Here is a 25,527-nt window from a genome sequence, read left to right as displayed (position 1 = left end):
TTACGATGGAAGCAAACATAATATTAGATATAGTTTTCGCAATTTGATTTGGTGATTACAGTAAAAACTACTGAATTTGCAACACCAGACCCTCAAGAACTTCGAAAACGTGAGGTTCGGGAATCCCGTAGAGCTCCACCATCTCCTGTACGACCTGCTTCGGAGATAAGCCACGCTTAAGGAGCATAGCAGCAGTTCTCTTCACGTCGTAGGCGATCTCCCAGTCTTCGTAAACATCGTTAATGCAGATCTCCTTCAGAACGAGCTTTCGCAGCTCGGTTATGTCGGGAATGGGTGTCCAGAGCTCGCCCCTTATCGAGAATTCTATCCAGTATCGCTGACCCTTGATCCTAACGGGAGCGAGCAAGGTATCACTTCCTGTGCCATCTCTTCTCAAACCTCAATTATGGTTAGGTGCAAAACATCTTAAACTTATCTCCCAAGAACTTCTCAATCCAAGCCGTTGCAAAGGAGATTGATTCAGTTAACTTTCTGAAAGCCTTGGAAATCGTTTCCTTCAGCTCCTCTATATTCAGCGGAGATACTTCAGAAACAAACCTTTTAACGCTCTTCCAAACGTTCTCAATCGGATTCAAGTCGGGAGAGTAGGGAGGGAGATAAACCAGTGCAATATCAAGCTTTTCAGCTTCCTCTCTCACTTTCTTTGCATGATGCGTCCTGAAATTATCGAGAACGATCACGATTCTTTTCCCAGGATTTGCTTCTCTAATCTTTTTTAGAAATGCTATGAATTCTTCAGTCCTGTTTCTTTCTGGAAACTCTATTACGCTCTCTCCGTTCAAGCTATAGAATCCTGAAACCTTAGCTTTGACGTACGTGGCAACTCTTTTAACCGGCTTTCCGAAACTCCACAGCCTTGCAGTATTTGCATTCGCTTCGACTGCCATCTCATCAATGAATCCTAGGATGTCTTGATCAATCTCAGCTTCATCCAGGTTTTTTAAAGTGTCCTCAGCGTTATCGGGCTTTCTGTAATCCTTCTGATAAGGTTTAGCGTATTTCATGCCAAAAGATCTGAGAATTCTCCTGACCTGCCACGAAGAATACTTAACTCCAAACTCAGCTTCAATTAGCTCCTGAACTTCTTTCGTCGTCCACGAATCCCCTTCTTTTAGCATCTCTCTGAGTTTCTCTTTCTGCTCCTTCGTGAGTTTTGCTGGCCTTCCCCCTCCAAATTCCGGAATTAAGCCTTCGTAGCCTTTTGAGTTCCACCTTTTTAGCCATGCGTAGCCTGTTGCTTTGGTAATTCCTACGAGTTCGGCGGCTTCTTCAACGTTCATTCCTTTATAGAGGTATCTTATGAAGTAAAGTCTCTTAAGAACTCTCGTGTCTTTTTCAAGCCTTTTGATTCTTCTATCGAGTTCTTCTGCTGGCAGATGCTTCACTACTTCGTAGACGCGTTTTCTACCCATGGTTTTGGTTGTTATTTTTAGTATAAATAGTTTTGCTCAAGACCATAACTTCAGGAGCTACGCCAATCACGCCCTCGGTGTTGTTCTCCGCAGCAATTATGCCAGCACAGTGTGTTCCATGGCCATTGTCGTCAAGAGGATCGTCATCATCGTTAACGAAGTCGTAACCTCCTTTATAATTATCATCCAAATCGGGATGTGTGTAGTCAATGCCAGTATCTATGACACAGACGTTAACCCCCATGCCCTTATTTCCGAACGTCCAGACAACATCGGCATCGATTCTATCAACACCCCAGGGAACAATCTCCTGAAAAGCGTGAATTCTTAGATCTGGCTCCACATACTTAATTCGTGGATTCTTTTTCAGCTTCTCGATTGCCTTTGCCGGAATCTCTACTACTCCTCCGTTTACCAGCTTCAGATGTCTCTTTACCTTGCCTCCGCATTTCTTGATAAAATCGACATCCTCCGCCTTCATCCCGTCTTTAAAAACGACAATTACTCTGCTCGTGTCTTCCGTTGTCTTGGCTGCAGCTAGTGGTGCCAAGAAGACGAGAATAACCAGCAGACAGCCAATTGACATTTTCCTCATTATTCTACCACCGCGTGGATTCTGCTATGTTCAGATATAAGGGTTTCTAAAAATAATGTCGAAAATAATGTTAGTTCACTAACCAATATTATTAAAAAAATTCTAAATAATACTGTGCTCTCTTCCGACACATTTAAATAATCAAATTTATTTGACACTACATCAAGGAGGTGGAACATTGCACATAATGGAGGGATTTTTGCCAGTCGAATGGTGTGCTCTGTGGTACGCGTTCTCCATCCCCATCATTGCCTACGGAGCGTGGAAGGTAAAGAAAATCGTTGAAAAGGATGCATCAAGCAGGGCGATGATAGCAGTGGCTGGAGCGTTCATATTCGCCCTCTCAGCTCTTAAAATTCCATCTGTCACGGGAAGCTGTTCCCACCCAACTGGAACAGGCATAGCAGTCGTGCTTTTCGGCCCCGCAATAACGGCATTCCTTTCCGCCATAGTCCTGCTGTATCAGGCACTGCTTCTTGCCCATGGCGGGATAACAACGCTTGGAGCGAACACTGCATCAATGGGAATAATAGGGCCGTTTGCAGGCTGGATTGTCTACAAATTCGCCAGAAAAGTTGGGCTGGACATCGCTCCTTCAACGTTCCTCGCAGCAGTCATTGCAGACTGGACGACGTACGTTGTCACATCGCTACAGCTTGCCCTTGCGTTCCCTTCGGGATACGGGATTTCAGGCGTAGTTTCCTCGGCAGCCGTTTTCATGGGGATTTTCGCAGTCACTCAGGTACCGATAGCCATTATAGAGGGAATTGTTGCCGCCCTGCTCATGAAGCACCTGGCTCAGACGAGGCCAGCCGTTGAGGGGGTGCTCGCGTGAGGGCTGCGTATCTCTCAGCCACACTTGTGTTCCTGTTATTTACAGTCCTTCTTACATCTCCAGCTCTCGCAGATGAGTGGAGTGGTGCAGACGATAAGGCAGAAGAGGCAATAACCGAGATAAATCCGAATTACGAGCCGTGGTTCTCTCCCCTGTGGGAACCACCAAGCGGTGAAATTGAAAGCCTGCTCTTCAGCCTCCAGGCAGCGATAGGGGCTGGCATAATCGGGTATTTCCTCGGCTACAATAGAGGAAAAGCTCATGCACGGGATTGAGGAAGTCCAGCTCACATCGAAGAAACTCGTGGATGGAGATCTGAAGGTTTTCTTTTCCCTCGTTTCACTCATCCTTATTGCATCGTCCCCAAAGCTAACGGTACATCTTACCGGACTGGCTATTTTCTCTCTCCTGTCATTTCACGCTGCCAGAATGAACTACTTTCGAATAATCAGGCCGTCACTCTTCTTTATCCTGCCGGGAATGTTCGCGGTCTGTTTGACTGCCGGTATCAGCGCAGCCATGGCAACCGGACTGAGGTGCCTTGCATCGGTAAGCGTTCTCACCTACCTTATCTCCACCACCACAATTCCCGAATTCTTTGCTTCGCTAAAGCGTTTAAGACTACCGTACTTCGTTGCCGAGACTGCTACGCTGATTTACAGAGTTATTCAAATTCTCATGGATGAGGCCAGTAGAATGGAGGTTGCTGCATCATCAAAGCACGGGTTTGCAAGCAGGAAGGCTTTTCTGAGAACAGTCTCGCTGCTTTCGTATTCTCTCTTCATAAGGGCAATGAAAAGAGCCGAGATAGTGGAGTTTGCCATGGAATCGAGGTGTTATTCAGGAAAAATGCCTGTTCACTGCCAGAAATCACGTGGATGGATCATAGCCATCGCCTGTTTATCTATCCTGGCCATTGCGTGGTGGTTTTTATGACAGAGGCCAAGTCAATGATAGAAACCATCGACCTGTGGTACGAATACGGTAGCATACAGGCTTTGAGGGGTGTAAACTTCAGGGCAGAAAAGGGCAGAATAACAGTCCTGATGGGAAGAAACGGAGCCGGAAAGACCACATTACTCATGCATTTCAACGGTCTGCTCAGACCCAGAAAAGGAGAAGTGAGAGTAGATGGAAAGCCCATAAAATACGACAGAAAAGGGTTGATGGAAGTTAGAAAGAAGGTGGGCTTCGTCTTTCAGAATCCCGATGATCAGATCGTGGCTCCGACAGTGTGGCAGGATGTTGCCTTTGGCTGTGAAAATCTCGGTTTAAGCAAAGAAGATGTGGCAGAGAGAGTTTCAATGGCTCTGAAATGGGTCAGCCTTGAGGGGTTTGAAAACAGACTTTGCAACACGCTTAGCGGTGGAGAAAAGAGGAAAGTGGCGATAGCAGGCGTTGTAGCCATGAATCCCGATTGCATAATCATGGACGAGCCCACTGCCGGCCTTGACGGGATAGGTGTCAGGGATGTCGTCAAGACAGTACTCAGATTGAGAGATGAAGGTAAAACCCTTGTAATATCCACCCACGATGCTGATTTTGCGATGCAGGTGGGTGATCATTTTGTGGTCATGGATCAGGGCAAAATAGTATTCGAAGGTGACTGTCTCGAGCCGGAAATTGCGGAATTGTACGGGCTGAGAGTGTACAACGCAACATCTTATAATCCATCGAGAAATAAAGACAGCATGCACAAGCAAACGAAGGATGAAGTTGCAGGTATCCTCTTCATGAAGATTAAGCCAGAAAATCACCACGTTTTTGCAGACATCGGAAGCGGGAGTGGAAAAATCTCTATTATCTTTTCCCCCTACGTCAGAAAGGTTTTTGCTGTAGAAAGCGATCCAGAAGCTTTTGAAGAATCAAAGAAAAATCTTGCGGGCTTTGAAAACGTTGAAGTGCTCAACATGGATGGAAAAGAGTTCCTCAGAAATTATGATTACGATATAGTTTTCTTTGGCGGTACAAAAGAAATAGATGAAATGCTGGAAATAGCATGCAGAAAGGCGAAAAGGATTGTCGTAAACGCTGCCCGCATAGAAGTTGCAAGCATGGTTATAGAAAAGATGAAAGAACTCGGGGTGTTCAGAGAGGCCCTCATAGTAAACATTTCAAAAAGCTACGAACTTGCAGGCAAAACTGCGTTCAGGGGGCTAAATCCAGTTTTCATGATTGTTGGCGGCAAGGAGGATTAAAATGCTGTATGGCGTTGGCTTGGGGCCAGGAGACAGGGAACTGCTAACACTCAAAGCTGTTAGAGTAATAAAGGAAGCAGACGAAGTGATAGTCCCGGGAAAGCTGGCTTATTCGATAGTTTCTGAGTTTAGAGAGCCGAGGCTCGTTGAATTCCCCATGGGGAAAAGTGAAGAGGTAACGAAGAAACTCGCTGCAGAACTTGCAGAGAGATGTGTCGATGAAAACATCGCCTTTGCATCCCTCGGCGATCCTGCATTCTATTCCACGTTCCAGCACGTTGCCGAAGAAGTTGTCAGAATCAATCCATCCATCGAAGTGGAGATAATTCCCGGAATAGCAAGCTTCACGGCCGTCTTTGCAAAGATGAAGAAGTTTGTTGATGCTCCGCTGATTGTCACGACGGCGAAGATGCCTGAAGTAAAACATGTCGTTGTTCTGAAAGCTTCCAAGCCGGCAGATATACACAAAAAGCTAAGTCAGCAGGGTTTCAGTAAAATCCTGCTTGCCACGAGGATTTTCATGGAAGGTGAGAAGATAGAGGAGCTCGATGATGCAATCCCGGAAAAATCCGACTACTTCACGCTGATTGTGGGGAGTAAAGAATGAAGGTGTACTTTGCAGGTTTTGGTCCCGGAGATCCTGAGTTGCTCACTCTCAAGGCCTACGGGCTGCTCAAAGAAGCAGACCTCATAATCTATCCCGGCTCCCTCATCAGCGAGGATGCGCTTTCTGAGTTCGAAGCTGAGAAGGTAAACAGCCACGGCATGAAGCTCGAAGAGATCATCGACCTGATAGAGAACGCGGTAAAGAGCGGTAAAAAGGTCGTGAGGCTGCAGAGTGGAGACCCGAGCATATACGGGGCGATAGCTGAACAGACGAGGGAGCTTGAAAAGAGGGGCATTGAGTACGAAATAATCCCGGGAGTCAGCAGTATTTTCGCATCCGCAGCATCTCTCAAAGCTGAGCTAACCATGCCGGGAGTAGCAGAATTCGTGTTTGTTGGCAGACCAAAAGGCAGGACTCTCGATGAGGATTATCTCGACGTCGTAGCCCCACTTCCCTGCACCATCGTAATTCTGCTCGGCGTTGATAAGATAAGGTACGTGGCTGAGAAGGTTGCGGAAGTAAGAGGGAAAGATGAGCCGGCAGCCGTCGTTTACCACGCATCAAGAGAAGATGAGAAGGTAATAACCGGGACGCTCGCAGATATAGCAGACAAGGTCGAAGCAGAAGGTATAAAGCGAACGGCTGTAATCATAATCGGTAAAGCCCTAAAAAAGGAAGGAAGGAGGTCTGTGCTATACGGATAGCCGTTATAGGATTTGGGAAAGATATTAGAGCCCTTAGAAGACTTGCGGACTGGCTGAGGGCAGACATAATACTCTACAAGCCGGGAATATGGGGTAGCCTGCTCGATTACGATTGTATTGTTGCCTATATGCCCACGGGCATCGTCATAAGAGGTATGTGTCCCTGGTTGCGAAGCAAGTGGGTTGATCCGGCTGTTGTTGTGGTTGACAAGGCAATGAGATTTGCAATTCCGCTGCTTGGCGGTCATCATGGTGGAAATGAAGTTGCGAAGATGCTGGAAAACTATGGCCTTACTGCAGTCATAACGACAGCCATGGAATACAGCGAAGGTCTAAGCGTTGGAATTGGATGCAGGAGAGGAATAAGCGCTGAAGATGTGCTGTATGCCATAAAGGCTGCTCTTGCGGAGCTGGGAGCGACGCTTGACGATGTGAGAGTTATAGCAACAGTTGAGCTGAAGAAGGACGAGGAGGGACTAATAGAGGCAGTAGATATAATAAAGAAACCCCTCGTCTTCGTTCCCGCTGAAGACGTCAATGAAATAGAAGTCGTCAGTCCCTCGAGGGCTGAAGACATTGGTCTGAGGAGCGTTGCTGAGGCGTGTGCCCTCTACTGCTCGAAAGAGAAACAGCTAATCTTCCCGAAGAGAGTCTATGGAGGTGTAACAATTGCGATCGCAAGGTAAACTCTACGTTGTCGGAATCGGCCCAGGCGACGCGGATTTTCTCACGATTAAAGCCGTAAAGGCTCTCCAATCTTCAGACTATGTTATAGGCCACAGAACCTACGTAGACAGGATAAGAGAAATCGTGAAAGGAGAAATTATCGAAAGCAGAATGGGTGAAGAGGTAGAGAGAGTAAGAAGGGCAGTCAAACTTGCAGAAAGCAATGTGGTAAGCCTTGTTAGCGGTGGCGATCCAAGTATCTACGGCATGGCTTCCCTCGTGGCAGAGTATGTTGCCGAAAATGGGGTTGATATCGAATACGAGGTTATTCCTGGAGTTACAGCCCTTTCCGCAGCATCCCCTCTGCTCGGCTCCGCAGTGAGCGGAGATCACGCAGTTGTAAGCCTGAGCGATTTGTTAACGCCGTGGGAGGCTATAGAGCGCAGACTCGTTGCTGCACTCCTCGGTGATTACGTAATTGCCATCTACAACCCCTCAAGCAGGAAAAGGAGAGGCAACCTCGTAAAGGCGATGGAACTCGTGAAGAAATTTAGAGGAAATGTGCCAGTGGGAATCGTCAAAAACGCTACAAGGGATGAAGAAGAGGTGTATATTACTACCCCGGATGAAATAATGGAGAATCCTGACGCCGTAGATATGCATACCATTCTCTTCGTCTCGAATTCGGAGAGCAAGCTGATGGGTGGCAGGTTCATCACTCCAAGGGGATATAGCAGGAAGTACCGTCTGAGGGAAGCAGGAAGAAAGGAGATGGAAGCAAGCGGTGCTGCGACAAGCAAAGCCATCGAGATAACAAGGCAGAGCTACGAAGTTGTGAACAGATACTTTGGCGACACACCCGAGGATTTCATAATAAAGAGGTGTGTAATTGCGACTGGTGATTTGAGTGTTGCCGGAATTTTGAGATTCCATAAAAATGCTGTGAAGACGGGAATTGAAGCCATTAAAGAAGGAAGAGACATTATCGTTGATGTACACATGGTTAAGGCTGGACTCAGGGCGAAAAACGTTACAGTTGCGGTGGATTATGGAGAGAGCAATGGGGATGATACAAGAACAGCTTCCGGCTTCAGGAAGTTGAGGAATAAACTCGAAGGTAACATAGTTGCCGTGGGAAATGCACCTTCGGCAGCATTGGCGCTCTATGATATAGTGAAGGAGGGAATAAAGCCAGCCCTCATCGTTGCAACCCCTGTTGGATTCGTAAATGCAGCAGAATCCAAAGAGATGATAAGGCAGCTCGATGTGCCGTCCATAACCACTGCTGGCCCGAGAGGAGGTTCGACCATTTGCGTTGCGATTCTAAATGGAATGATGAGCCTTGCAAAGGAAGATGAGACTTGTTGATCCACTTGAACTCTACAAATACCCGGAGGACTGGGTAAAACAACGTGCAGAGGAAGAGGGAAGTGCAGAAGTGAGAAGAAAGGTTGAAAGCGGACTGTACATCCTGACACCCGATGGCTATCTTCGCAGAGGGATAACGACAGCAACAACCACAAGCGCGGCGATATGCGGGGCAATTTCTGGCGAGGAAAGCGTTACAGTTTCAACACCGTCAGGTATCGATGTAAACGTGAGAGTTCAGCAGAAAGGTGTCTGCATAGCAAGGAAGTTCGCCGGAGATCATGCTTTTGATGTGACCGACGGCATGGAGTTCGTCGCGAGGGTGTCCAGCAGCGGAGAGGCCGAAATTGAATTTGGAAGGGGAATCGGAGAGAAGAAAGGAGAAAAGGCAGTCAGCAGAGCGGCGATGAGGCAGATTCTCGAAAATTTCAGGAAGTACGCTGATGAGTTTGACTTCAAAGGAAAAATCACTGTTGAAGTTCCTTCAGGAGAGAAAATTGCAAAGAAAACGGACAACGAGAAGCTCGGAATAAAAGGTGGCATATCCATCCTCGGCACCACTGGCTTCGTCGAACCGTGGTGCAGGAAGCTCATCGATGTCAAGGCTGAAATTGCGTCAATGTACGACAGGCTCGTAATAACAACGGGACGAGGAGGGTGGCGCTGGGCAAAGGAGAACCTGCCCGGCTATCAACCCATCGTATTTGGAGTTCACATAACAGAAGGGCTCAGAGCCGCAAGGGGAAAAGTGATCATCGTGGGAAAGCCGTCACTCCTCGTCAAGTGGGCGATTCCGGAACTGCGAGGAAAGAAAGTGGACGTTGCAAGGAAAGAAGAGTTCTACAGAAAAGCAATCCTTGAAAGGGCAAGAAGCATAAACGAGGGGGTTGAGGACGTAATCCTGTTGGGTGGAAGAATATGATATACATCGTTGGTGTGGGAATTGCTGAAGGGCAGATAACGGAAAGGGCTGCAAGGCTTATAGAGGAAGCAGAAGTTGTTTACGGAAGCAAAAAAGCAATAGAACTCGCCAAGAAGCACATAAAGGGCAAATCCATCGTTATAAAGAAATTCGATGGGGAAACCTACAGAGAAATAGAGAATGTGGGAAAAGAAAAGAATGTGGTTGTGCTCTCCACCGGCGACCCCATGGTTTCAGGATTGGGAACAAAAATAAAAGGCGTGGTTGAGCCGGGGATCAGCAGCGTCCAGCTCGCTCTTGCAAGGCTTGGAGTCGATTTGTGCGAGGTTGCTATTGTAAGTGCCCACGCAAGAGAGGCGATGGAAGAAATAAAAGCCCTGCTCCGATGTAGAGGAAAAGTAATTATTCTCGCCGATTCAAAGTTTGATATTGTTAGACTTTCTCGAATCGCACGTAAGATTGTTGTCATGGAGAATCTCGGTATGAAGAACGAGAGAATTGACGAAAAACTCGAGATAAGATCGGATAACGTGATAGTTTATGCTGAAGGAGGTGGTCGTTTGAAGGGTTTGATAATAGTCGGACACGGGAGCAAGCTCCCCTACTACAGAGAGGTTATGGACTATCACAAAGAGAGAATCAGGCAGATGGGAATTTTCGACGAGGTCGAAATAGCCTTTGCTGCCCACAGAAGAAAGCCTACTGTTGACGAGGTCGTCAAGAAGATGGAGTCCAGTGTTATCTACCTCGTTCCCCTCTTCATGGCTTACGGCGTTCACACAACAGAAGAGTTGCCAGAAAAACTTGGGCTTGAGTTCAAGGAAGGAGTCATAGAGGGAGAGTTCGAAGGAAAGAAGGTTATACTCTGTGAACCCGTTGGAAAAGATGACTTCATAACGTACGCGATCCTCAACAGAGTTTTTTCTGCTAAATCGGGCAGTGATGGATGTAAATAATCTTTCACCCTCTATCAAACAAAGAAAGCAAAGTAAGCAGGGCTGCCAAAAATATAAATCCGGATGGACTACGAAATCCATGCGAATTCTTGGTGTTGACATAGGCGGGACAAACATCGACATCGTCATCTACGACGGGGATTTCCACCATGTTGGGAGTTATTCAACCAGTGAGGTTTTTTCCGCTGGAATCGACAGTTTTATTGAAAAAATCGCTGAAGAAGTCGGTGCAGTAGCTGTCGGGATAGGTGCAGCAGTCTGGATTAAGGGCGATAAACCCATCCTCGCTCCAAACCTCCCGTCGATACCGCAGCTTGATCTGAAAATCCCGGCAGTCATAGAAAACGATGCAAACTGTTTTGCTGTCTACGCCCATCACGTCTTCAAGCTTCCGAACATCCTTGCGATAACCGTTGGAACGGGTATAGGTAGCGGGATAATAACCAACGAAGAACTCTACAGAGGGGACGGCCTCGCAGGCGAATTGGGGCACTGGTTCGTTGGTGGAAGCGAGGAATGCAGTTGTGGAGGGAAGGGACACCTCGAAGCCTACTTCGGCGGAAGAGCCTTGAAAAATAAGTACGGAGACGTTAAAGAACTCGTGTCAAGTGGGAAGGTTTACTCGTTGAAAGAGTTTGAGCTCTTCTGCACCGCTGTAGCTAACGCAGTCACGCTCCTCGACTCTTCTGCAGTCGTGCTTGGTGGACGTATAGGTATGAATTTGATGGCTGAGAAGGTCAAAGAGGGCATTTACCGCCACCTCATGCCCGGCTTCACACCAGAAGTTCTCGCCCTGAAGGACGAGCTTGCAGTTGCGAAGGGTGCATGCCTTGTGTGCCTGAAAACGCTGAAACGCTGAACAATCGAAAGTTAAATAAGTTGCCTCAAACGCCGGGCAACTATGGGCAAAACCATTGCGGAGAAGATACTCTCAAGAGCTGCTGGAAAGGACGTTAAAGCAGGAGATTACGTTCTTGCGGACATAGACAGGGCAATGGTTCACGATATTACCGCTCCTCTTGCCATAAAGGCCTTCAGGGAGATTGCTGGCGAAAGCGCAAAGGTGTGGGATCCGTCGCGCATAATCATGGCCTTTGACCATCAGGTGCCGGCAGATAGCGTTACTGCAGCTGAGACACACAAAATGCTCCGCAAATTTGCCGAAGAGCAGAACATCCTGAACTACGATGTGCATGAAGGCATTGCTCACCAGATAATGGTAGAAAAAGGTCACGCTAAGCCGGGAGAACTGATAGTCGGAGCGGACAGTCACACGTGCATGTACGGAGCCCTCGGATGCTTCGCAACCGGTATAGGCTCTACAGACATGGGTTTCGTCTTCGCAACCGGCAAGCTATGGTTCAGGGTTCCTGAAACGATAAGGTTTGAAGTTAACGGAAAACTTGAGAAGCACGTTTACAGCAAGGACATCATTCTGAAGCTCATAGGCATGGTTGGCAGCGATGGAGCAAACTACAAGGCGTGCGAGTATGCAGGAGACGTCGTCAGAAAGATGAGCATGGCTCAACGCCTGACTATGAGCAACATGGCCATCGAAATGGGTGGGAAAGCCGGCATAATAGAGCCTGACGATGAAACGAGAAAGTACCTCAGGGCAATAGGCGTTGAAGATTTCGAAGAAATTCACGGCGATGAGGATGCGGAGGCTAAAACTGTTGAGCTCGATGTCACGGGCATGGAGCCGCAGGTTGCAAAGCCACACCGCGTTGACAACGTCGTTGGTGTTTCAGAAGTGAAAGGAACGAAGGTTGACCAGGTTTTCATAGGTTCATGTACCAACGGCAGGTATGAAGACCTGAAAATTGCCGCCGAATTCCTTAAGGGGGAGAAAATCGCCAAAAACGTGAGGCTCATAGTTATCCCCGCGTCAAGAGCAGAATACAGAAAAGCTCTCAAAGACGGGCTGATAGATATTTTTGTTGAAGCAGGTGGAATTGTTGAATTCCCGTGCTGCGGGCCGTGCATGGGTGGAAGCTTTGGGCTGATAGCCAGTGGAGAGGTTAGCGTCTCAACGTCCAACAGAAACTTCATAGGCAGGCAGGGGAGCCCAGAAGGGAAAATTTACCTTGTTTCACCCGCCACAGCAGCAGCAACAGCCCTCTATGGCGAGATTACAGACCCAAGGGAGGTCAGGTAGAACACCTGTTTCTACAGTTTCCTTTATTTCACATGGAAGGAAAGGTTTATATATTATTATAATGAGTATTAAGTTGTGAAAGAAGTTAGGGTCAGAAGAGATGTCGCATATATGTTCAGAAATAGACTAATTCTCAGAAGAATACATTACGTTGACAAATCGAAAACTACTATTCTTGTCCCGGAAAACGCATACGACGAGTGCGTAAGAATTCTTAAAGAGCTTGAATTTGTGATGGCGGGAAGGTGGAGAGTAAAAACCTGAATAATCTATTTTTTATAATTTTTATAATTTTTTGGAAAATCACGCCTCGATGCCCACACCCATGCAGAGTTCCTCGAACTTCTCGTGCTCGAGCAGTTCCTCTGCCTTTCCACTGAAGATAACTCTGCCACTCGCCAGCAGGTAGGCGTTGTCACTGATTTCGAGCGCTCCGGTTACGTTCTGCTCAACCAGCAGTATCGTCAGTCCAAGCCTGTCTCTCAATTCAACAATTTTATCGAAGATTATTCCAGCCATCTTTGGAGATAGCTGGGCTGTTGGCTCGTCGAGCATGAGAAGCTCGGCCTTCCTTACGAGAGCTGTTGCTATAGCAAGGAACTGTCTCTCTCCACCGCTTAAAGCCCCTGCACGCTTCTTTAGGTACTTGTTTAATTCCGGAAAGACATCGAGGGCGAGATCTATCCTGTCCTTCAGTTCGTTCTTCTCCAGCGTGTATCCAGCTATCTTCAGGTTTTCTTCGACAGTTAGATTTGCGAAAACGTTGTCAATCTGCGGGAGGTATGCTATACCCTTCTTCGTCCTCTGATGCGGTGGAACCTTCGTTATGTCTTCACTCCTGAATAGAACCTTCCCGGAATAAACAGTTGTGAGGCCGAAGACTGACTTGAGGAACGTTGACTTACCACTACCATTGGGCCCCACGACGGTGGTAATTTTGTTGTCCTCGATGGTGGCATCTACGTCGAAAAGGATATGCAGTTCCCTATACCCCGCATTCAGCTTCTCCGTGCGCAGCACCAAGATACACCTCGATGACTTCTGGATTTTTAAGTATTTCCTCTTCCCTACCCTCGGCTATAATCTTTCCGTTTGCCATAACATATATGTAATCGACGTATTTGAGTATGATGTCAAGCCTGTGTTCTACTATGAGGAATGTAACGCCCATTTCCTTGAGTTTTGTGAGCTTGTCCAGTATGCTGTGGGAAAGAGCTGGAGCCACGCCTGCTATTGGCTCGTCCATGACTATCAGCTTCGCCTCACCCATTAATGCTCTGCCAATCTCAACGAGTTTGAGCTGTCCACCACTCAGCTTGTAAGATTCCTGATGCCAGAGGTGGTCGATGCCAAGGAACTCGAGAATTTCGTAGGCTTTTTCGACATACTCTTCCTCGTAGCTAACCCATCCTCTCCCGAGGCTTCGCAGGATTGACTCACCGGGGTGTGGAACCGCAACAAGTAGATTTTCGAGGACTGTCAGCTTCTTGAGGGGCTGCGGCGTCTGGAACGTTCTGACAATTCCGTGTCTGTAGATTTCGTGCGGAGGTTTGTTGGTTATGTCCTCTCCCTCGAATATTACCTTTCCCTCGTCAGCCTGGTGGAATCCGGTTATGACGTTTATCAGCGTTGATTTGCCACTTCCGTTGGGCCCTATGACAAGCACTATGTTCTGCCTCGGTACCTCTATGCTGACTCCATCGAGTGCTTTGAGACCATCAAAAAATTTGGAAAGGTTGTGTGTTTCGAGGATGTTCATAAAAAATCAAAAATTATTTTATTTTTATCTCCTTCTCAGAGCATACGCCACAGTTGCGAGGCCGGTAACTGCAAGCACCAGTTCGAAGCCGGGTGTCTTCTTCTCTGCAACGGTGGTTTCTTCCTTTGCAGGAGCCTCTTCAGCCGGTGTCTCTACCACAGGTGGCTCTGGCTTGTGGTACCACTCAATGCTGTCAGTCTCGAACTTCCAGATTCCTGCAGTGTCCCACTTGCAATCGTCTGTGACGTAGTATATCGCATAGTCACCGCTCGCTCTATCATTCCACTCGTCGAGCTTGATGTATCCGCTCACTGGCTCGACGCCGTACTCACCCTTGCTGTACTTCTCGGTAACTTCAGGTATCTTTTCAGCCATTGCATCGGCGTCGTAGCTTCCCTTCTCCTCAACGACTTCAGCGTATGCAAGAGCGAGAACCCATGCCGCATCGTATGCGTTCAGTGCATACTGGTAGGGTGTCTCGCCAAATCCATTCTCCTGGTACTTCGCCTTCAGTTCATCGAATGCCTTGCCCTTCGATTCGAAGAGTGTGCTGTACATTCCAACCTCGCTGACCTTGCTGCAAACCTCGTCAATTCTGCTGCTCTTCGCACAGCCATCGCAGCCGAACCACAGCACCTTGAACAGAACCGAGTCGTCCTTGGTCTGGGCAATCATTGTGTAAATTTCCTCGTACGTAAACGCTATAACTGCCACCTTGTCTGCCCCGTACTTCTGGATAAGGCCACTCACACCGTTCTCAAGCTGCGATATGTACGGCGTGAAGTCTGCAGGCGTCTGGTCTGGATACTCAACGACATCTCCAATCTCGATTCCCGCTTCCTCGAGATGGGGCTTTATGCACTCATACAACCCCTTACCCCATGCGTTACCGATGTAGGTGATAACGACACCCTTGATTCCGAGATCCTTCAGCTCTCCGGCTATGGCCTTGCTCTGCAGGTTGTCAATTCCAACGAATCTGAATATGTATTTCTTCTCCTCTGGCTTGGTGAATCCAATAATCTCTGGCAAAGCCGTTGAGGACGGCGATATTATTATGATCTTGTTGGATGTGACGTAGTCCTTTATGTTCGCAACCTCACCGCTGCCCATGGGGCCTATCATCAGTTTGATGCCTCTACCGTAGAGGGTCTGAACTTTCTGCAGGCAGGTGTTCGGATCGACTTTCGTGTCCTCCGGGTAGAACTCAACCTTGTACGGCAGACCCTTCTCCTCAAAGTAGCTGTTTATGTCCTCCTTTGCTATTTCGAGCGTATTCTTTATGTCGTTTCCGTATGTCGATAGCCCTCCCGAGAGGTCAACGAGTACACCAATAGAAATCTCTTCCTCGGCAGAAGCCACTGGAAGCAACGTCAGAGCAATTATTAAAAGTACCAGTAGCCTTTTCCATGCCATAACAGAACACGACCATTAAAGTTTTAAAACTTTTCTGATGCCTTCTGGGCATGGGTGTAGTCGAAGGAGCGATAATCTATGCAAATCTACTCGTTTTGCTTGCTATAGGTCTAACACTAACTTATATAACTACCGCAGTCCCAAATTTTGCTCAGGGTTCTTTTGCTATATTTGGTTCATATATAGCTCTAACGCTTTTGCGACTCTCTGGCATACATCCTTATACAGCACTTCCCATTGCATTTATTCTCGGCGGGATGCTCGGATTAGCGACTTACATTCTTGTCCTCAGACCTCTGATAAAAAAAGATTCAACCATAGTAACCCTGATGATAGCGACGCTTGCATGGGACTTAATCCTCCTCGGTATTATAGGCGCCTATTCAGAATTTCTCGGGAAAATAACAAGGAAAGCCGGAGTTAAGTTCATATTTACTTATCTGGACTACGAAATAGCCGGTATTTCGGCCATATTTCTTGTGTCAACTGTTGTAATCGCAGTCACACTTGCAGGACTTTTCTTACTCCTTTACAAAACAAAATTCGGCATAGCGTTGAGGGCTTCCATGGAGAACCCCTCCCTGGCTGAAATAATGGGTGTAAATGTCGAATACACGAGAATGTTCTCGTGGTTTTTGTCCGGTGCGCTTGCAGCAATGGCCGGATGTTTACTGCCCTTCAAGCAGGAGATAGTTCCTGCAACCGGAGCGCTGATAATCGTTTCAATATTCGCAGCGAGTATCGTCGGCGGGCTTAGCAGCATATACGGGGCGCTGCTCGGCGGGTATATAATCGGGCTGTCGGAGTCTCTTATCACCTATGAGCTCTCGGTAGTCCTTGGAACGGGAGTACTCGTTTACAGCAAGGTTGTATCGCTGGTGATCCTGATAATAACGCTGCTTGTAGCTCCAAGAGGAATTGTCGGTATAAACTGGAAGAAGGTGATGAAATGGCTCTCGAGCACACGGTCATAAGTATTCTGATCTGGTTCGGACTGTATCTAATCATAGCAATAAGCCTGAACTTGGAGTACGGTTACGGAGGAATTCCAAACTTCGGCAGAGCTCTGGCAGCACTGATGGGAGCTATAGCAGTCGGAGCAGTTGTAAACAGAATTCTCATACTGATGTTTGGTATAACAGGCAGCATAACGACTGCAAGCGGGATTGCAAAGAGCACCATTAACGAGATTATTGCCCAGAATCCAGCAGTTGGAATCGGTCTGCTGCTCTTCACGCTGCTCATTTCGGGAATCCTTGGCATAGTGGTTGGAGCACTTTTCATTCTGCCAAGTGCCAAGCTTGAGAGTGATTATCTTGCCATAACACTTCTCGCCATAAGCGAAGTTGCATACATGGTTTGCTACTATAACACAGACATCATGGGTGGCTACTACGGAGTCCCCACGCCAAACGTACTGGCGTTTATACCTGGAGAGTGGAAAGACCTCGTTTTCATGTGCCTTATACTGCTCGTAGCTCTGGTTGTATACTTCTTCGCCGAAAGGTTGCTGAACACCCCTTACGGCAGGTTGCTGAGAGCTACAAGAGAGAACGAGAACGTTGTCAGGGCATTCGGAAAGGACGTTATGAAAATCAGGATAAAGACTGTCGCAGTAGGCTCGGGAATAGCTTCGATGTCTGGAGCCCTGTACTCGTTCTACACCGGAAACGTCAGTGGCATAGTAAACCTGTTCAGCAGGGTTGAGTGGACGTTCTTCCCCTTCCTTATGGTTTTGCTTGGCGGGCTTGGAAATAACAGGGGTGTTGCAGTGGGCGTTCTGACGTTCGTAACCATCAGAAAACTGCTTGAAGTGTACAAGCACGAGATAACGAGATTTTTCGCCCTGCCATTCGACGTAAACTGGCTTCAGTACATCCTCTTTGGTGTTATGATGCTCCTGATTCTGTACTACAGACCCGACGGACTCATTAAGGAAAAGCCGATAATGACCGAACCTATAAAGAAGCTCGCCGAAAAGAAGGGGCAGAAGTAATTTAAATAAATGGATTTCTTATTCTCGATACAAGTTCGAGTATGCGAAGGAGACTCTGCTTAAACGATTCCTCCCATTCGGAACCCATGGTATCCCGTATTTTTTCAAGCAATTCGGAAGTCTTTTCTCTATCGACGATATACCATGCAGCCCTTAGCTCGCCTGCCGTTTTGACCATGCCTTCTTCTTCGCAACATTCCCTGAAAAGATCCTTGAAAAACAGGTACAGTTCCTTTGCGTAATTTACCGCATCCATACAGAGTTCTATTCTCACAATCATCCCTGTCGGTCGTATATCAAGAGTAAAGCCTACAGGCTCGTCATAGCCCTCAACAAAAGCTACACTCTGAAGTCTTGCAGTCGGATGGCTGAAGACTATTTTTGTCATCCTAATATTATTTAGCAAATTAGTAATATAAAAAAGTTTTGCTAAACTTTCTCCAGCACACCACTCATCAGCCCCGTGTAATTTTTGAGGGGTTCACCTATCCGCAAACCTTCACCGCTCTTAATCTCGAGGATTCTCAGCGTGCGCTCGTGGTCGCCGAACCTGTTCTTCATAACTGCAATAACCTTCAGGAGCTCTCCATTCAGTTCCATGTACCTCCCCAAAATTAGATAGTCGCAGAGATAGCTTATTCCACCTCCGGTAAAGTGGAAAACATCCGCCGCCTGGCTGACCTCAAAAGTCTGCAGTATAATTATACCTTTAGCTGATAGGTATGAAGCCAGCAACTCAATTGCCCTCGTAAGCTCCTCCGCTGATAAAGTCATGCGCTGCAGACTGTTGATAGGGTCGATGGCCACGACTCCCGGATTCAGCGTCTCAACATCCTCCACGACCATGCGGTAGAACCTTCCGAGGTTCATACCATATGGCGACAGATGTTTCACCACGAGCTTTGACGGCCTGTAGTTGAACAGAGTTTCGAGTCTGTGGGCAATAACCTCTTCACTCTCCTCAAATGAGTAGAGTATCCCTGCCCTTCCTCTTCTGTCGTTCTCGATGAGTACCTGGAGACACGTGTTCGTCTTACCCACGCCACTCTTTCCGGCTATCAAAACATCCGAACCTTCGTATATTCCGCCACCAAGCATCGAGTCAAGCCTTTTGTTGCCGGTCGAGACAACTTTTTTCTCCACCTTTTTCTCCGCATTAACCGGGATTATCGGATAAACGACTATACCCTCCGGTGTTATGTCGAAGTAGTGTTTTCCAAGCCAGGCATTTCCACCGCGATACTTCAGCACGTTGACAATCCTGAAAACCTCTCCATCATCTCTGACAACCTTTTCGAGAACGAACTCGCCGCTCGTCAGGTAGCTTATAATCTCCCGACCCACTTCGGTTACGAGCTCCTCTGCTATCAGAGAGGTAATATTTTTGCTGTTGAGAAAGCGTATAACCGACGAAACAATACGTCTGTAAATCGACGGGTCTTTCGATGCATCTCTTAGAATGCTCATCCCATCTATAAAAACCCTGCTCGCACCTTTCAGCTCTTCGAGTCTGATTATAGAGTCTATAAGACTGTGAATCTCGCTAACCGAGTCAAAATCTATGAACATCAAATCAGACGTGAGAATATCCATCTCCGAAACTTTATCTATAAAGTAAAGATTTGGATGGTCAAGACTCCAGCCAAATGACTCAGCTTGTAGCTGAACCTCCTCCTTTGGCTCGTCAAACGAAACGTAAACTACTTTCTCACCCCTTTTTGCGCCCTCAAGAAGAAACTGCAGACCAAAAATAGTTTTCCCACTACCCGGGCCGCCTTTCAGTAAGTAAGCCCAGCCTCTTTCGAGCCCCCCTCTTAGAATTTCATCAAAGCCCGGTACTCCGCTGGGAATCTTTTCACGCATATGTTAATGGAGTACTTCTCGCTAATAAATTTTTGCTAATCTCAATCACCATTATTAGAGTATTACTTGCAGTAATAAGCAATGCGAATTTTTCATTATTAATTTAAAACTTAAACTTTCAACCCTCTAAATTCTCCATCTGGTAGGCCCCGCTGTAAGGTGTCGTTTCATCGGTGAGCTTTACAAAGACGAGCTGGAGAATTCTCGCGTTCCTTTTCAGCCAGAGGCCATCGCCGTAAACAACGAGCCCAGCTTCACTTCTACCCCTGTAGCCAGCATCCCACACAGCAGTAAGCAGGTTTGCCCCACAGCGGATTAGCGTGCTCCTCGGCCTTCCAAAGGCCATGATGTCGTTTCCGAGGTTTACGACCTCGTTTATCCTGACCCTGTAAACGCCCCTGGGCAGAAAAACCCACTCGTCCTCAAATGGGATTTCTTCTACCTCTGGCAGTTGCCTTTCGCTGTTGTCAAAGTCTATTCTGCCCGTGCCCTTGATCCTTGCAACGCTTTGAAGTGTGCAGTCAAAGCCGTTGGGCTGCAACTGTGTTTCGAGGTCTATGTAGTTAGTAATGAGGTCTTCTTCGCGAATCCTGCGCTCAATTTCCTTTCTACTCAAAACACTCCCGAAAGGCAAATCATACACCCCCGCATATGGTTTTATGTCAATTACAGGCGAACCGGGAAGCGCGTCGAGACCTTCGACTTTAAGCACATTTTCCTCAACAGTTAGAAGTTTTACGGCCGTAAGACCTATCCTGTTTGGTCTGCTCGGAGAGCGGGTAGAGAAAACACCTCTCAGAGGTCTGCTTTCGTCCCCCTTCGGATGCACGAGGAGCTTCTCTTCAGCAAGGTGCATAATGTAAAGAATCCAGAGGTGGGAGTATCTTTCGATTCCCCTCAATCCATCGAGGTATTCTGGTAGAATCTTGATCGTTCTCTCATCCACAACGTAACCAACTGGCTTTACTTCCATTCTTTCACCATGTAATCTATGTAGTACTCATCGTATTCGTCATAACATTCCATAAGCTTTGCCGTTTTTGCGGCGATTATGTGGGCACATGGCTTCTTTGCTTTCAGGTTGAACTGGAAGTCGCGGCAGCTGCAGAAGTTCTCATCCACCAGGTATTCGTACTCTCCGACGACCACAAAGAAGTCCCTGTACTTCTTCACCCTGCCCTCTCTGAGGTAAAAAAAGGCTTTCTCTCCCCTTTTTCCGTACTCGAACAGCAAGGCTTTGTAAAGCTCGTAACCGAGTTCCTTTCGTGCAGCTTTAACTACTTCATCTGGAAGCTCAAAGTTATTCATCTGACTCTGTTGAGGCATCAATCTCTATGAGCAGCATAACTGTGTTAATTGCATCCACTCCGTCAATCCAGTTGAGAACCATGCCCTCTTCGGGAACATCGATGTCTTCGGGTAGCTTTTCTCCCTTGAACACCTTTGCACCCATTCTTGCTATTGTGTCGAACGCTCCCTCGAAATCGCCCTTTTTCTCCTTCTCCACAGCCTCTTTTATGAGCGTGTTGAAGTTCTTCTTGCTGATTTTGCCCTCAACACAGTATTTCGCAGCGTTTACGACAACTCTAAGTCCTTCCCTAACAAAGTCGAAGAAGTCGCTCTTGAGGGTGTCGTCAAAGCTAACGTCTGACATGAGAATCTGTTCCATCGCATTAAGTTCTTGGATTGCTTCTTTCTTGGTCAGCTCCCTCTCCTTGACGGCCCGGATGACGTTGAGGCACGCTACAACAAGATCTTCCATCATCTGGTCAAATACGGCTAGGGACTCCGCATTATCGAGGTCTATATTCGCTTCCCTTATTTTGTTCACCCAGTTGTTGAACCTTGTCTCGCTGTAGTAGTTCATTGCTCGCCACTTGGCAATGGAGGTTATAATACTTTTGTTTGAGTTTATATAACCATCTATCAATCACGCCACGACTGTAGTAAACGTATACGAAGCACTGTTCGGTGCGTTTGCAGTAGGTGGAGACAAAGGGGGAAAAATGAGAGACAAGCTCGTGAAAGTCTTCAGCAAGCTGGAAGTTCTGGACTTCACATACAGAGATGCAGTTCTGGCCGCCGAAATTAGTGGTAAGCTTGCGAAGAAAGGTAAAAACGTTGGGCTGGATGCCGTTGTTGCAGCCATAGCCGTTAACAATGGATGCGAGGCGACAGTCAAGAGAAATGGGAAACACTTCAGACAGATAAGAGAACTCATCGATGTAGAGGTGGAAGTTTACAAGATATAGGTCACATAAGCGAGCGGAAAAGATAACCAATGGATAACGCGATGGGCTGAAAAAGTCGGATACCCAAGGATAAAGAAAGACACTCACACCTCTGCTCAGTCCAGATTTAAATGATGAAAATAGAACCCGGTTCCGGGTTGCAGTAGGCCAATCCAAAACTAAATATCCACAACCACGAACGCATACCAGCCGCCATTCCTTTTCTCAACCCTGTAGTTGTGGAGTGTTATCGCCTTGGGTTCAACTTTCACGGCTTCTGGTGTCAGCTTTCCTCCCTTAAGCACACCCCTCGCCTTTAACATCCCATCCCCTTCAACGATAGCTTTAGCCTGCTTTGCAGCAAAGAACTCCGTGTCGAAGAGGTAAAGCAGCTCGTTGAGCCAGTGGTAGAGTAGCATGTCCTCTGCATCACCCTCAACCTCCACCTCCCTCTCAACCTCGCCCTCGATCTTCTCGGAATAAGCGAAAGCCTCACAAAATGCAAGGGTTGCGTTCTCGATCAGCTCCTCGATGCTGCTACCAAAGACCTCAAAGGCTATGTCTGCTGTGTGGTCAATAAACCTGTACTTCATAGCATTACTATGACGGGATGGTATTAATAATCACCCTCATGTTTAAACATTAGAAAACGAAAGATTTATCTTTCTCAAAAAGTCCGCTGTGGCAGGTGAACACATGCGGTTCGGAATTGAGTTTGTCCCAAATGTGAGGTACTACGAGCTTGAATATTACTCCAAGCTTGCAGAAGATAATGGTTTCGGATACGTATGGATTACCGACCACTACAACAACAGAAACGTCTACGCAATGCTCACGCTAATTGCGCTGAAGACACAGAACATGCGTATAGGGGCAGGTGTGGCCAACCCATACCACACTCACCCGGCAATCATCGCGTCGGCAATAGCTACAGTCAATGAGATAAGTGGTGGAAGGGCCGTTCTTGGCATAGCTGCTGGAGACAGAGTTACCCTTGAGAGAATAGGCGTAAAATGGGAAAAACCCCTTAGCAAGATAAAGGAGGCTGTAGAGGTTATAAAAGCCCTTCACACAGGTAAACCCGTTAACTACGACGGAGATTTCTTCAGGATGCAGGGTGCGAGGCTTGATTTCAAGGCCGGAAGAATCCCGATTTACGTGGGAGCGCAGGGGCCTAAGATGTTGAAACTTGCAGCAGAGATAGGAGACGGTGTGCTCATAAACGCATCGCATCCTAAAGACTTCGAGGTTGCAAGACAGAACATAGAAGAAGGACTGAAGGACAAAAACAAAGACTTCGACGTCGTTGCTTATGCATCCCTTAGTGTTGATAAAAACGGAGAAAAAGCAAAGGATGCAGCAAAGATAGTCGTGGCTTTCATAGTGGCTGGGAGTCCGGACATCGTTTTCGAGAGGCACGGAATAAGCCAGGAGGATGTAATGAGAGTGAAGACTGCGTTAAACAATGCGTTTACAAAGGGTGACTGGAAGAGTGTACACGAGGCTGTTACAGAGGAGATGGTAGATATCTTCTCGATAAGTGGTACACCAGACGAGGTAATTGAAAGAATTGAGGAACTTAGCAAGGTCGGTGTTACGCAGGTCGTTGCAGGAAGCCCCCTCGGCCCGAACAAGGCAAAGGCAATCAAAATAATGGGTAGGGAGATAATACCGGGGTTTCCCGACGGCTGAGTGATACTGAGAGCTTCAGAATAGAAAGTAAACTCTGCTAAACATTTTTATACTTTTTTTACAATCCACCCCAATGGAGCTTCTCGCTCTGCCGGTAGTCTCATTCGTAATATCTATCTTCACGTCTCAGGCAGGAGTCTCGGGAGCGTTTCTCCTTCTACCATTCCAGATGAGTGTGCTCAATTTCACGTCTCCAGCTGTCAGCGCCACCAATCTGCTCTACAACATTGCAGCGATTCCTGGTGGGGTTTACAGGTATGCGAGAGAGGGTAGGCTGAATATATATCTCGCTGCCGTTATAATAGCCGGGACCCTGCCGGGCGTGTTCCTTGGAGCTTTAATCAGGATCACATACCTTCCCGACCCAAAGACGTTCAAACTCTTCGTTGGATGTGTTCTCTTTTACCTCGCTTTAAGACTTCTTATTTCTGCAGGAAAAGACAAAACCGGACGGTCTGAAGGAGCTACAGGAGTAACAGAGGTTAAGTACAAGAAAATCTCCGCCAAAGAGCTCATTTACGAATTCATGGGAAGAGAGTTCAGAGTTTCCATCCCTGCTCTGCTTGCCCTCTCATTCACTATAGGCATAGTCGGGGGGATCTACGGAATTGGTGGAGGAGCGATTATAGCTCCTTTCCTCGTCACAGTCTTCGGTCTCCCCGTATACACGGTAGCGGGAGCCACACTGCTCGGCACGTTATCGACGTCAATCTTTGGAGTACTCTTCTACTGCTACCTTGGCTATCCACCGAAATGGATTATCGGTCTACTTCTTGGCATTGGAGGTTTTGCAGGAATGTATGCAGGAGCACGGCTCCAGAAGCACATGCCTGAAAAGATAATAAAATCTGTGCTTGGTGTGCTGATACTTTTCCTTGCTGCAAAATACGTGATCCCTTACTTCCTGTAATTTCTCGCTGAATCAGTCAAAGTGCTTCGGAGATATCTTCAGTTCGCCCTCCTCGAATACGGCATATCCAAGCCTTTCCTTTATCACGAGGTACGCCATTTCTGGGGGAATTGCACCAATCTCGGTGATGATCACGTCGATGTACTCCCTCGGAGTTGCGTCGAAGGCAGGATTTCTAACCCGAACACCCTTAAGGCTCAGAATTTCGGGCGGAGCTACTTCGCTTGCATCCCTCTCTTCTATAACAACGAGCTCACCGAACAGCGTCTTCGGGCTGAATTTATAGGTCTCGGCAGCCACCATGAACGGAACTCTTGCTTCCTTCGCCGCCAGAGCAATTTGCGACGTGCCTATCTTGTTTATCAGTGCTCCGTTTGCTGTAATGGTGTCGGCTCCAACAACCACGTAATCGACATCCTCTATAAAATACCGGACGGCAGAATCGACGATTAGCGTAGCAGGAATGCCCGCGTTGCTGAGCTCTCTCACGGTAAGATGCCCTTGAAGCCGCGGTCTCGATTCGGTGGCAAAAACTTCCGCAACCCTGCCCTCTCTGAACGCCTCTTTTATCACCGCGAGTGCTGCAGACGAATTGCAGTGAGTCATCACGACGGAATTTTTTCGTATCCTCCTTGCCCCAATTTTTCCAATGCGCTCATGGGCTGTCTCAACCCATCTGATAAATTCTTCTGCCCTCTTTACCGCGTTTTCTCTTTTTTCTGCATCGTTTTCACCTTCGTAGCGCATTACGTAGTTAATGGCGTTGTAAAGGCTTACTGCAGTGGGACGGGTGTTGAGAAGAATCTCCGCAGCTTTGTTCATGTTTTCGTCAAAGTTGGATTCCACAGCTTCTGCAAACTTTTTGAGAGTTTCTGCGGCAAACTTCGCAATTCTTGCAGCCCCTCTCACTTCCATTGTCCTGATTTTCTCGGCAGCTTCCTCAACGATCTGGTACATTTTTGATCCCGAATTAAATATATTGTCTTTTTTTAAATCTTTTTCGCAGCTTGTTTCAATGAAAGGATAAGTAACTTTTTATAATTTATATTATGTACTCTACTGACCGATATAACAATACACTAAAATTTTTAATGATTAAAAATTAGAATTGTTCGACGACTGTCAATTTTACAAGATTTATCATTAAGATACTTGGCGCTATTTCAATTTATTTCGTCTTACGTCGAAGCATAGATTTATATATGTCGAAGTGTAACA

31 protein-coding genes and 1 pseudogene are annotated in these 25,527 nt (G+C 47.2%); 18 read left to right on the top strand and 14 right to left on the bottom strand.

The window, feature by feature from the left end:
• Positions 1-67: 67 nt before the first annotated feature.
• From ARCVE_RS04110 to ARCVE_RS04100, 3 genes are read right to left on the bottom strand one after another with little or no spacing between them, the layout of a single operon-like run.
• Positions 68-367 (bottom strand): hypothetical protein, encoded by a 300-nt coding sequence (locus tag ARCVE_RS04110; RefSeq protein ID WP_013683523.1) that lies wholly within the window; start codon positions 365-367, stop codon positions 68-70.
• Between the two features lie 43 nt (positions 368-410).
• On the bottom strand, positions 411-1,433 hold the full coding sequence (locus ARCVE_RS04105; protein ID WP_013683522.1) for an IS630 family transposase: 1,023 nt from the start codon (positions 1,431-1,433) through the stop codon (positions 411-413).
• Positions 1,426-2,028 carry a S8 family peptidase gene (locus ARCVE_RS04100; protein WP_013683521.1) on the bottom strand — a complete coding sequence of 201 codons (603 nt, stop codon included), beginning with the start codon at positions 2,026-2,028 and terminating at the stop codon, positions 1,426-1,428. Before ARCVE_RS04100 ends, ARCVE_RS04105 begins: the two co-directional genes overlap by 8 nt.
• 178 nt (positions 2,029-2,206) lie before the next feature.
• Between ARCVE_RS04100 and cbiM the strand changes: the two genes are divergently transcribed.
• From cbiM to ARCVE_RS04030, 13 genes are all read left to right on the top strand, one after another.
• Complete coding sequence (gene cbiM, locus ARCVE_RS04095) at positions 2,207-2,863, top strand: cobalt ECF transporter S component CbiM (protein WP_013683520.1); 657 nt, start codon at positions 2,207-2,209, stop codon at positions 2,861-2,863.
• Between the two features lie 26 nt (positions 2,864-2,889).
• Positions 2,890-3,138: an energy-coupling factor ABC transporter substrate-binding protein gene (locus tag ARCVE_RS04090; RefSeq protein WP_198002032.1), complete on the top strand. Its 249-nt coding sequence runs from the start codon at positions 2,890-2,892 to the stop codon at positions 3,136-3,138.
• Complete coding sequence (locus ARCVE_RS10765) at positions 3,125-3,799, top strand: ABC transporter permease (RefSeq protein ID WP_013683518.1); 675 nt, start codon at positions 3,125-3,127, stop codon at positions 3,797-3,799. Before ARCVE_RS04090 ends, ARCVE_RS10765 begins: the two co-directional genes overlap by 14 nt.
• Complete coding sequence (locus ARCVE_RS11615; RefSeq protein WP_013683517.1) at positions 3,796-5,061, top strand: ATP-binding cassette domain-containing protein; 1,266 nt, start codon at positions 3,796-3,798, stop codon at positions 5,059-5,061. The genes ARCVE_RS10765 and ARCVE_RS11615 overlap by 4 nt, the downstream gene beginning before the upstream one ends.
• Before the next feature lies 1 nt (position 5,062).
• Positions 5,063-5,668, top strand: a complete 606-nt coding sequence (locus ARCVE_RS04075) for an SAM-dependent methyltransferase (RefSeq protein ID WP_013683516.1) — start codon at positions 5,063-5,065, stop codon at positions 5,666-5,668.
• Positions 5,665-6,372 (top strand): cobalt-precorrin-4/precorrin-4 C(11)-methyltransferase, encoded by a 708-nt coding sequence (locus tag ARCVE_RS04070; protein WP_013683515.1) that lies wholly within the window; start codon positions 5,665-5,667, stop codon positions 6,370-6,372. Before ARCVE_RS04075 ends, ARCVE_RS04070 begins: the two co-directional genes overlap by 4 nt.
• On the top strand, positions 6,369-7,058 hold the full coding sequence (locus ARCVE_RS04065; protein WP_332247734.1) for a cobalamin biosynthesis protein: 690 nt from the start codon (positions 6,369-6,371) through the stop codon (positions 7,056-7,058). The genes ARCVE_RS04070 and ARCVE_RS04065 overlap by 4 nt, the downstream gene beginning before the upstream one ends.
• Entirely contained in the window at positions 7,042-8,406 is a 1,365-nt protein-coding gene (gene cobJ / locus ARCVE_RS04060; RefSeq protein WP_013683513.1) for a precorrin-3B C(17)-methyltransferase, read from the top strand. The genes ARCVE_RS04065 and cobJ overlap by 17 nt, the downstream gene beginning before the upstream one ends.
• Positions 8,393-9,328 carry a cobalt-precorrin-5B (C(1))-methyltransferase gene (locus ARCVE_RS04055; RefSeq protein ID WP_013683512.1) on the top strand — a complete coding sequence of 312 codons (936 nt, stop codon included), beginning with the start codon at positions 8,393-8,395 and terminating at the stop codon, positions 9,326-9,328. The genes cobJ and ARCVE_RS04055 overlap by 14 nt, the downstream gene beginning before the upstream one ends.
• Positions 9,325-10,284, top strand: a complete 960-nt coding sequence (locus tag ARCVE_RS11705; protein ID WP_013683511.1) for a cobalt-precorrin-7 (C(5))-methyltransferase — start codon at positions 9,325-9,327, stop codon at positions 10,282-10,284. Before ARCVE_RS04055 ends, ARCVE_RS11705 begins: the two co-directional genes overlap by 4 nt.
• Before the next feature lie 79 nt (positions 10,285-10,363).
• A complete protein-coding gene (locus ARCVE_RS04040; RefSeq protein WP_013683510.1) occupies positions 10,364-11,143 on the top strand; it encodes an ROK family protein in 780 nt (259 codons plus the stop codon).
• 42 nt (positions 11,144-11,185) lie between these two features.
• The gene (locus ARCVE_RS04035; RefSeq protein WP_013683509.1) at positions 11,186-12,442 is read left to right on the top strand and encodes a 3-isopropylmalate dehydratase large subunit; all 1,257 of its coding nucleotides are present in this window, start codon (positions 11,186-11,188) and stop codon (positions 12,440-12,442) included.
• Positions 12,443-12,517: 75 nt separating this feature from the next.
• On the top strand, positions 12,518-12,706 hold the full coding sequence (locus tag ARCVE_RS04030; protein WP_013683508.1) for a hypothetical protein: 189 nt from the start codon (positions 12,518-12,520) through the stop codon (positions 12,704-12,706).
• Positions 12,707-12,745: 39 nt separating this feature from the next.
• On the opposite strand, the gene ARCVE_RS04025 is transcribed toward ARCVE_RS04030, so the two are convergent.
• Genes ARCVE_RS04025 through ARCVE_RS04015 form a run of 3 tightly spaced genes read right to left on the bottom strand, consistent with a single transcriptional unit; the run spans position 12,746 to position 15,617 of the window.
• Entirely contained in the window at positions 12,746-13,462 is a 717-nt protein-coding gene (locus ARCVE_RS04025) for a branched-chain amino acid ABC transporter ATP-binding protein (protein ID WP_013683507.1), read from the bottom strand.
• Positions 13,428-14,201, bottom strand: coding sequence for an ABC transporter ATP-binding protein (locus tag ARCVE_RS04020; protein WP_013683506.1), 774 nt, complete (start codon positions 14,199-14,201; stop codon positions 13,428-13,430). The genes ARCVE_RS04025 and ARCVE_RS04020 overlap by 35 nt, the downstream gene beginning before the upstream one ends.
• 24 nt (positions 14,202-14,225) lie before the next feature.
• The gene (locus ARCVE_RS04015; RefSeq protein WP_013683505.1) at positions 14,226-15,617 is read right to left on the bottom strand and encodes an ABC transporter substrate-binding protein; all 1,392 of its coding nucleotides are present in this window, start codon (positions 15,615-15,617) and stop codon (positions 14,226-14,228) included.
• 50 nt (positions 15,618-15,667) lie between these two features.
• Here ARCVE_RS04015 and ARCVE_RS04010 point away from each other — a divergent pair, with 50 nt between their 5' ends.
• Entirely contained in the window at positions 15,668-16,591 is a 924-nt protein-coding gene (locus ARCVE_RS04010) for a branched-chain amino acid ABC transporter permease (protein WP_013683504.1), read from the top strand.
• Positions 16,567-17,613 (top strand): branched-chain amino acid ABC transporter permease, encoded by a 1,047-nt coding sequence (locus tag ARCVE_RS04005; protein ID WP_013683503.1) that lies wholly within the window; start codon positions 16,567-16,569, stop codon positions 17,611-17,613. The genes ARCVE_RS04010 and ARCVE_RS04005 overlap by 25 nt, the downstream gene beginning before the upstream one ends.
• Position 17,614: 1 nt before the next feature.
• On the opposite strand, the gene ARCVE_RS04000 is transcribed toward ARCVE_RS04005, so the two are convergent.
• The 6 genes and pseudogenes from ARCVE_RS04000 to ARCVE_RS03980 all read right to left on the bottom strand — a co-directional run bounded on the left by ARCVE_RS04000 (position 17,615) and on the right by ARCVE_RS03980 (position 21,343).
• Positions 17,615-18,001 carry a hypothetical protein gene (locus ARCVE_RS04000; protein ID WP_013683502.1) on the bottom strand — a complete coding sequence of 129 codons (387 nt, stop codon included), beginning with the start codon at positions 17,999-18,001 and terminating at the stop codon, positions 17,615-17,617.
• A 41-nt stretch (positions 18,002-18,042) separates the two neighbouring features.
• Positions 18,043-19,476: an ATPase domain-containing protein gene (locus ARCVE_RS03995; protein ID WP_013683501.1), complete on the bottom strand. Its 1,434-nt coding sequence runs from the start codon at positions 19,474-19,476 to the stop codon at positions 18,043-18,045.
• 118 nt (positions 19,477-19,594) lie between these two features.
• On the bottom strand, positions 19,595-20,110 hold the full coding sequence (locus ARCVE_RS11790; protein WP_048086166.1) for a deoxyuridine 5'-triphosphate nucleotidohydrolase: 516 nt from the start codon (positions 20,108-20,110) through the stop codon (positions 19,595-19,597).
• A 12-nt stretch (positions 20,111-20,122) separates the two neighbouring features.
• Positions 20,123-20,449, bottom strand: a pseudogene (tsaA, locus tag ARCVE_RS11785) (tRNA (N6-threonylcarbamoyladenosine(37)-N6)-methyltransferase TrmO); the annotation flags it as partial.
• Positions 20,440-20,784, bottom strand: coding sequence for an SWIM zinc finger family protein (locus ARCVE_RS03985; protein ID WP_013683499.1), 345 nt, complete (start codon positions 20,782-20,784; stop codon positions 20,440-20,442). The pseudogene tsaA and the gene ARCVE_RS03985, both read right to left, overlap by 10 nt.
• Complete coding sequence (locus ARCVE_RS03980) at positions 20,777-21,343, bottom strand: DUF2150 family protein (protein ID WP_013683498.1); 567 nt, start codon at positions 21,341-21,343, stop codon at positions 20,777-20,779. The genes ARCVE_RS03985 and ARCVE_RS03980 overlap by 8 nt, the downstream gene beginning before the upstream one ends.
• 139 nt (positions 21,344-21,482) lie before the next feature.
• On the opposite strand from ARCVE_RS03980, the gene ARCVE_RS03975 reads away from it, so the two are divergent.
• Positions 21,483-21,728 carry a hypothetical protein gene (locus ARCVE_RS03975; protein WP_048085609.1) on the top strand — a complete coding sequence of 82 codons (246 nt, stop codon included), beginning with the start codon at positions 21,483-21,485 and terminating at the stop codon, positions 21,726-21,728.
• Positions 21,729-21,886: 158 nt separating this feature from the next.
• Here ARCVE_RS03975 and ARCVE_RS03970 read toward each other — a convergent pair whose 3' ends face one another.
• On the bottom strand, positions 21,887-22,300 hold the full coding sequence (locus ARCVE_RS03970; protein WP_013683497.1) for an archease: 414 nt from the start codon (positions 22,298-22,300) through the stop codon (positions 21,887-21,889).
• Between the two features lie 103 nt (positions 22,301-22,403).
• Between ARCVE_RS03970 and mer the strand changes: the two genes are divergently transcribed.
• Positions 22,404-23,399 (top strand): 5,10-methylenetetrahydromethanopterin reductase, encoded by a 996-nt coding sequence (gene mer, locus ARCVE_RS03965; RefSeq protein WP_013683496.1) that lies wholly within the window; start codon positions 22,404-22,406, stop codon positions 23,397-23,399.
• A 73-nt stretch (positions 23,400-23,472) separates the two neighbouring features.
• Positions 23,473-24,309 (top strand): sulfite exporter TauE/SafE family protein, encoded by an 837-nt coding sequence (locus ARCVE_RS03960; RefSeq protein ID WP_013683495.1) that lies wholly within the window; start codon positions 23,473-23,475, stop codon positions 24,307-24,309.
• A gap of 12 nt (positions 24,310-24,321) precedes the next feature.
• Here ARCVE_RS03960 and ARCVE_RS03955 read toward each other — a convergent pair whose 3' ends face one another.
• A complete protein-coding gene (locus ARCVE_RS03955; protein WP_013683494.1) occupies positions 24,322-25,266 on the bottom strand; it encodes a ribose 1,5-bisphosphate isomerase in 945 nt (314 codons plus the stop codon).
• Positions 25,267-25,527 lie beyond the last annotated feature (261 nt).

Origin of the sequence: Archaeoglobus veneficus SNP6 (assembly GCF_000194625.1) — an archaeon.
Classification (GTDB): domain Archaea; phylum Halobacteriota; class Archaeoglobi; order Archaeoglobales; family Archaeoglobaceae; genus Archaeoglobus_C; species Archaeoglobus_C veneficus.
The sequence above is the reverse complement of the archived record's forward strand: the minus strand, read 5'-3'. Positions and strand labels throughout refer to the sequence as shown.

Coding starts and splice junctions, on each gene's coding strand:
- ARCVE_RS04105 (WP_013683522.1), bottom strand. CDS start 1,433: ATGGGTAGAAAACGCGTCTACGAAGTAGTGAAGCATCTGCCAGCAGAA.
- ARCVE_RS04100 (WP_013683521.1), bottom strand. CDS start 2,028: ATGAGGAAAATGTCAATTGGCTGTCTGCTGGTTATTCTCGTCTTCTTG.
- ARCVE_RS10765 (WP_013683518.1), top strand. CDS start 3,125: ATGCACGGGATTGAGGAAGTCCAGCTCACATCGAAGAAACTCGTGGAT.
- ARCVE_RS11615 (WP_013683517.1), top strand. CDS start 3,796: ATGACAGAGGCCAAGTCAATGATAGAAACCATCGACCTGTGGTACGAA.
- ARCVE_RS04075 (WP_013683516.1), top strand. CDS start 5,063: ATGCTGTATGGCGTTGGCTTGGGGCCAGGAGACAGGGAACTGCTAACA.
- ARCVE_RS04070 (WP_013683515.1), top strand. CDS start 5,665: ATGAAGGTGTACTTTGCAGGTTTTGGTCCCGGAGATCCTGAGTTGCTC.
- ARCVE_RS04055 (WP_013683512.1), top strand. CDS start 8,393: ATGAGACTTGTTGATCCACTTGAACTCTACAAATACCCGGAGGACTGG.
- ARCVE_RS11705 (WP_013683511.1), top strand. CDS start 9,325: ATGATATACATCGTTGGTGTGGGAATTGCTGAAGGGCAGATAACGGAA.
- ARCVE_RS04040 (WP_013683510.1), top strand. CDS start 10,364: ATGCGAATTCTTGGTGTTGACATAGGCGGGACAAACATCGACATCGTC.
- ARCVE_RS04035 (WP_013683509.1), top strand. CDS start 11,186: ATGGGCAAAACCATTGCGGAGAAGATACTCTCAAGAGCTGCTGGAAAG.
- ARCVE_RS04020 (WP_013683506.1), bottom strand. CDS start 14,201: ATGAACATCCTCGAAACACACAACCTTTCCAAATTTTTTGATGGTCTC.
- ARCVE_RS04015 (WP_013683505.1), bottom strand. CDS start 15,617: ATGGCATGGAAAAGGCTACTGGTACTTTTAATAATTGCTCTGACGTTG.
- ARCVE_RS04010 (WP_013683504.1), top strand. CDS start 15,668: ATGGGTGTAGTCGAAGGAGCGATAATCTATGCAAATCTACTCGTTTTG.
- ARCVE_RS04005 (WP_013683503.1), top strand. CDS start 16,567: ATGGCTCTCGAGCACACGGTCATAAGTATTCTGATCTGGTTCGGACTG.
- ARCVE_RS04000 (WP_013683502.1), bottom strand. CDS start 18,001: ATGACAAAAATAGTCTTCAGCCATCCGACTGCAAGACTTCAGAGTGTA.
- ARCVE_RS03995 (WP_013683501.1), bottom strand. CDS start 19,476: ATGCGTGAAAAGATTCCCAGCGGAGTACCGGGCTTTGATGAAATTCTA.
- ARCVE_RS03985 (WP_013683499.1), bottom strand. CDS start 20,784: ATGAATAACTTTGAGCTTCCAGATGAAGTAGTTAAAGCTGCACGAAAG.
- ARCVE_RS03980 (WP_013683498.1), bottom strand. CDS start 21,343: ATGAACTACTACAGCGAGACAAGGTTCAACAACTGGGTGAACAAAATA.
- ARCVE_RS03975 (WP_048085609.1), top strand. CDS start 21,483: ATGAGAGACAAGCTCGTGAAAGTCTTCAGCAAGCTGGAAGTTCTGGAC.
- ARCVE_RS03970 (WP_013683497.1), bottom strand. CDS start 22,300: ATGAAGTACAGGTTTATTGACCACACAGCAGACATAGCCTTTGAGGTC.
- mer (WP_013683496.1), top strand. CDS start 22,404: ATGCGGTTCGGAATTGAGTTTGTCCCAAATGTGAGGTACTACGAGCTT.
- ARCVE_RS03960 (WP_013683495.1), top strand. CDS start 23,473: ATGGAGCTTCTCGCTCTGCCGGTAGTCTCATTCGTAATATCTATCTTC.
- ARCVE_RS03955 (WP_013683494.1), bottom strand. CDS start 25,266: ATGTACCAGATCGTTGAGGAAGCTGCCGAGAAAATCAGGACAATGGAA.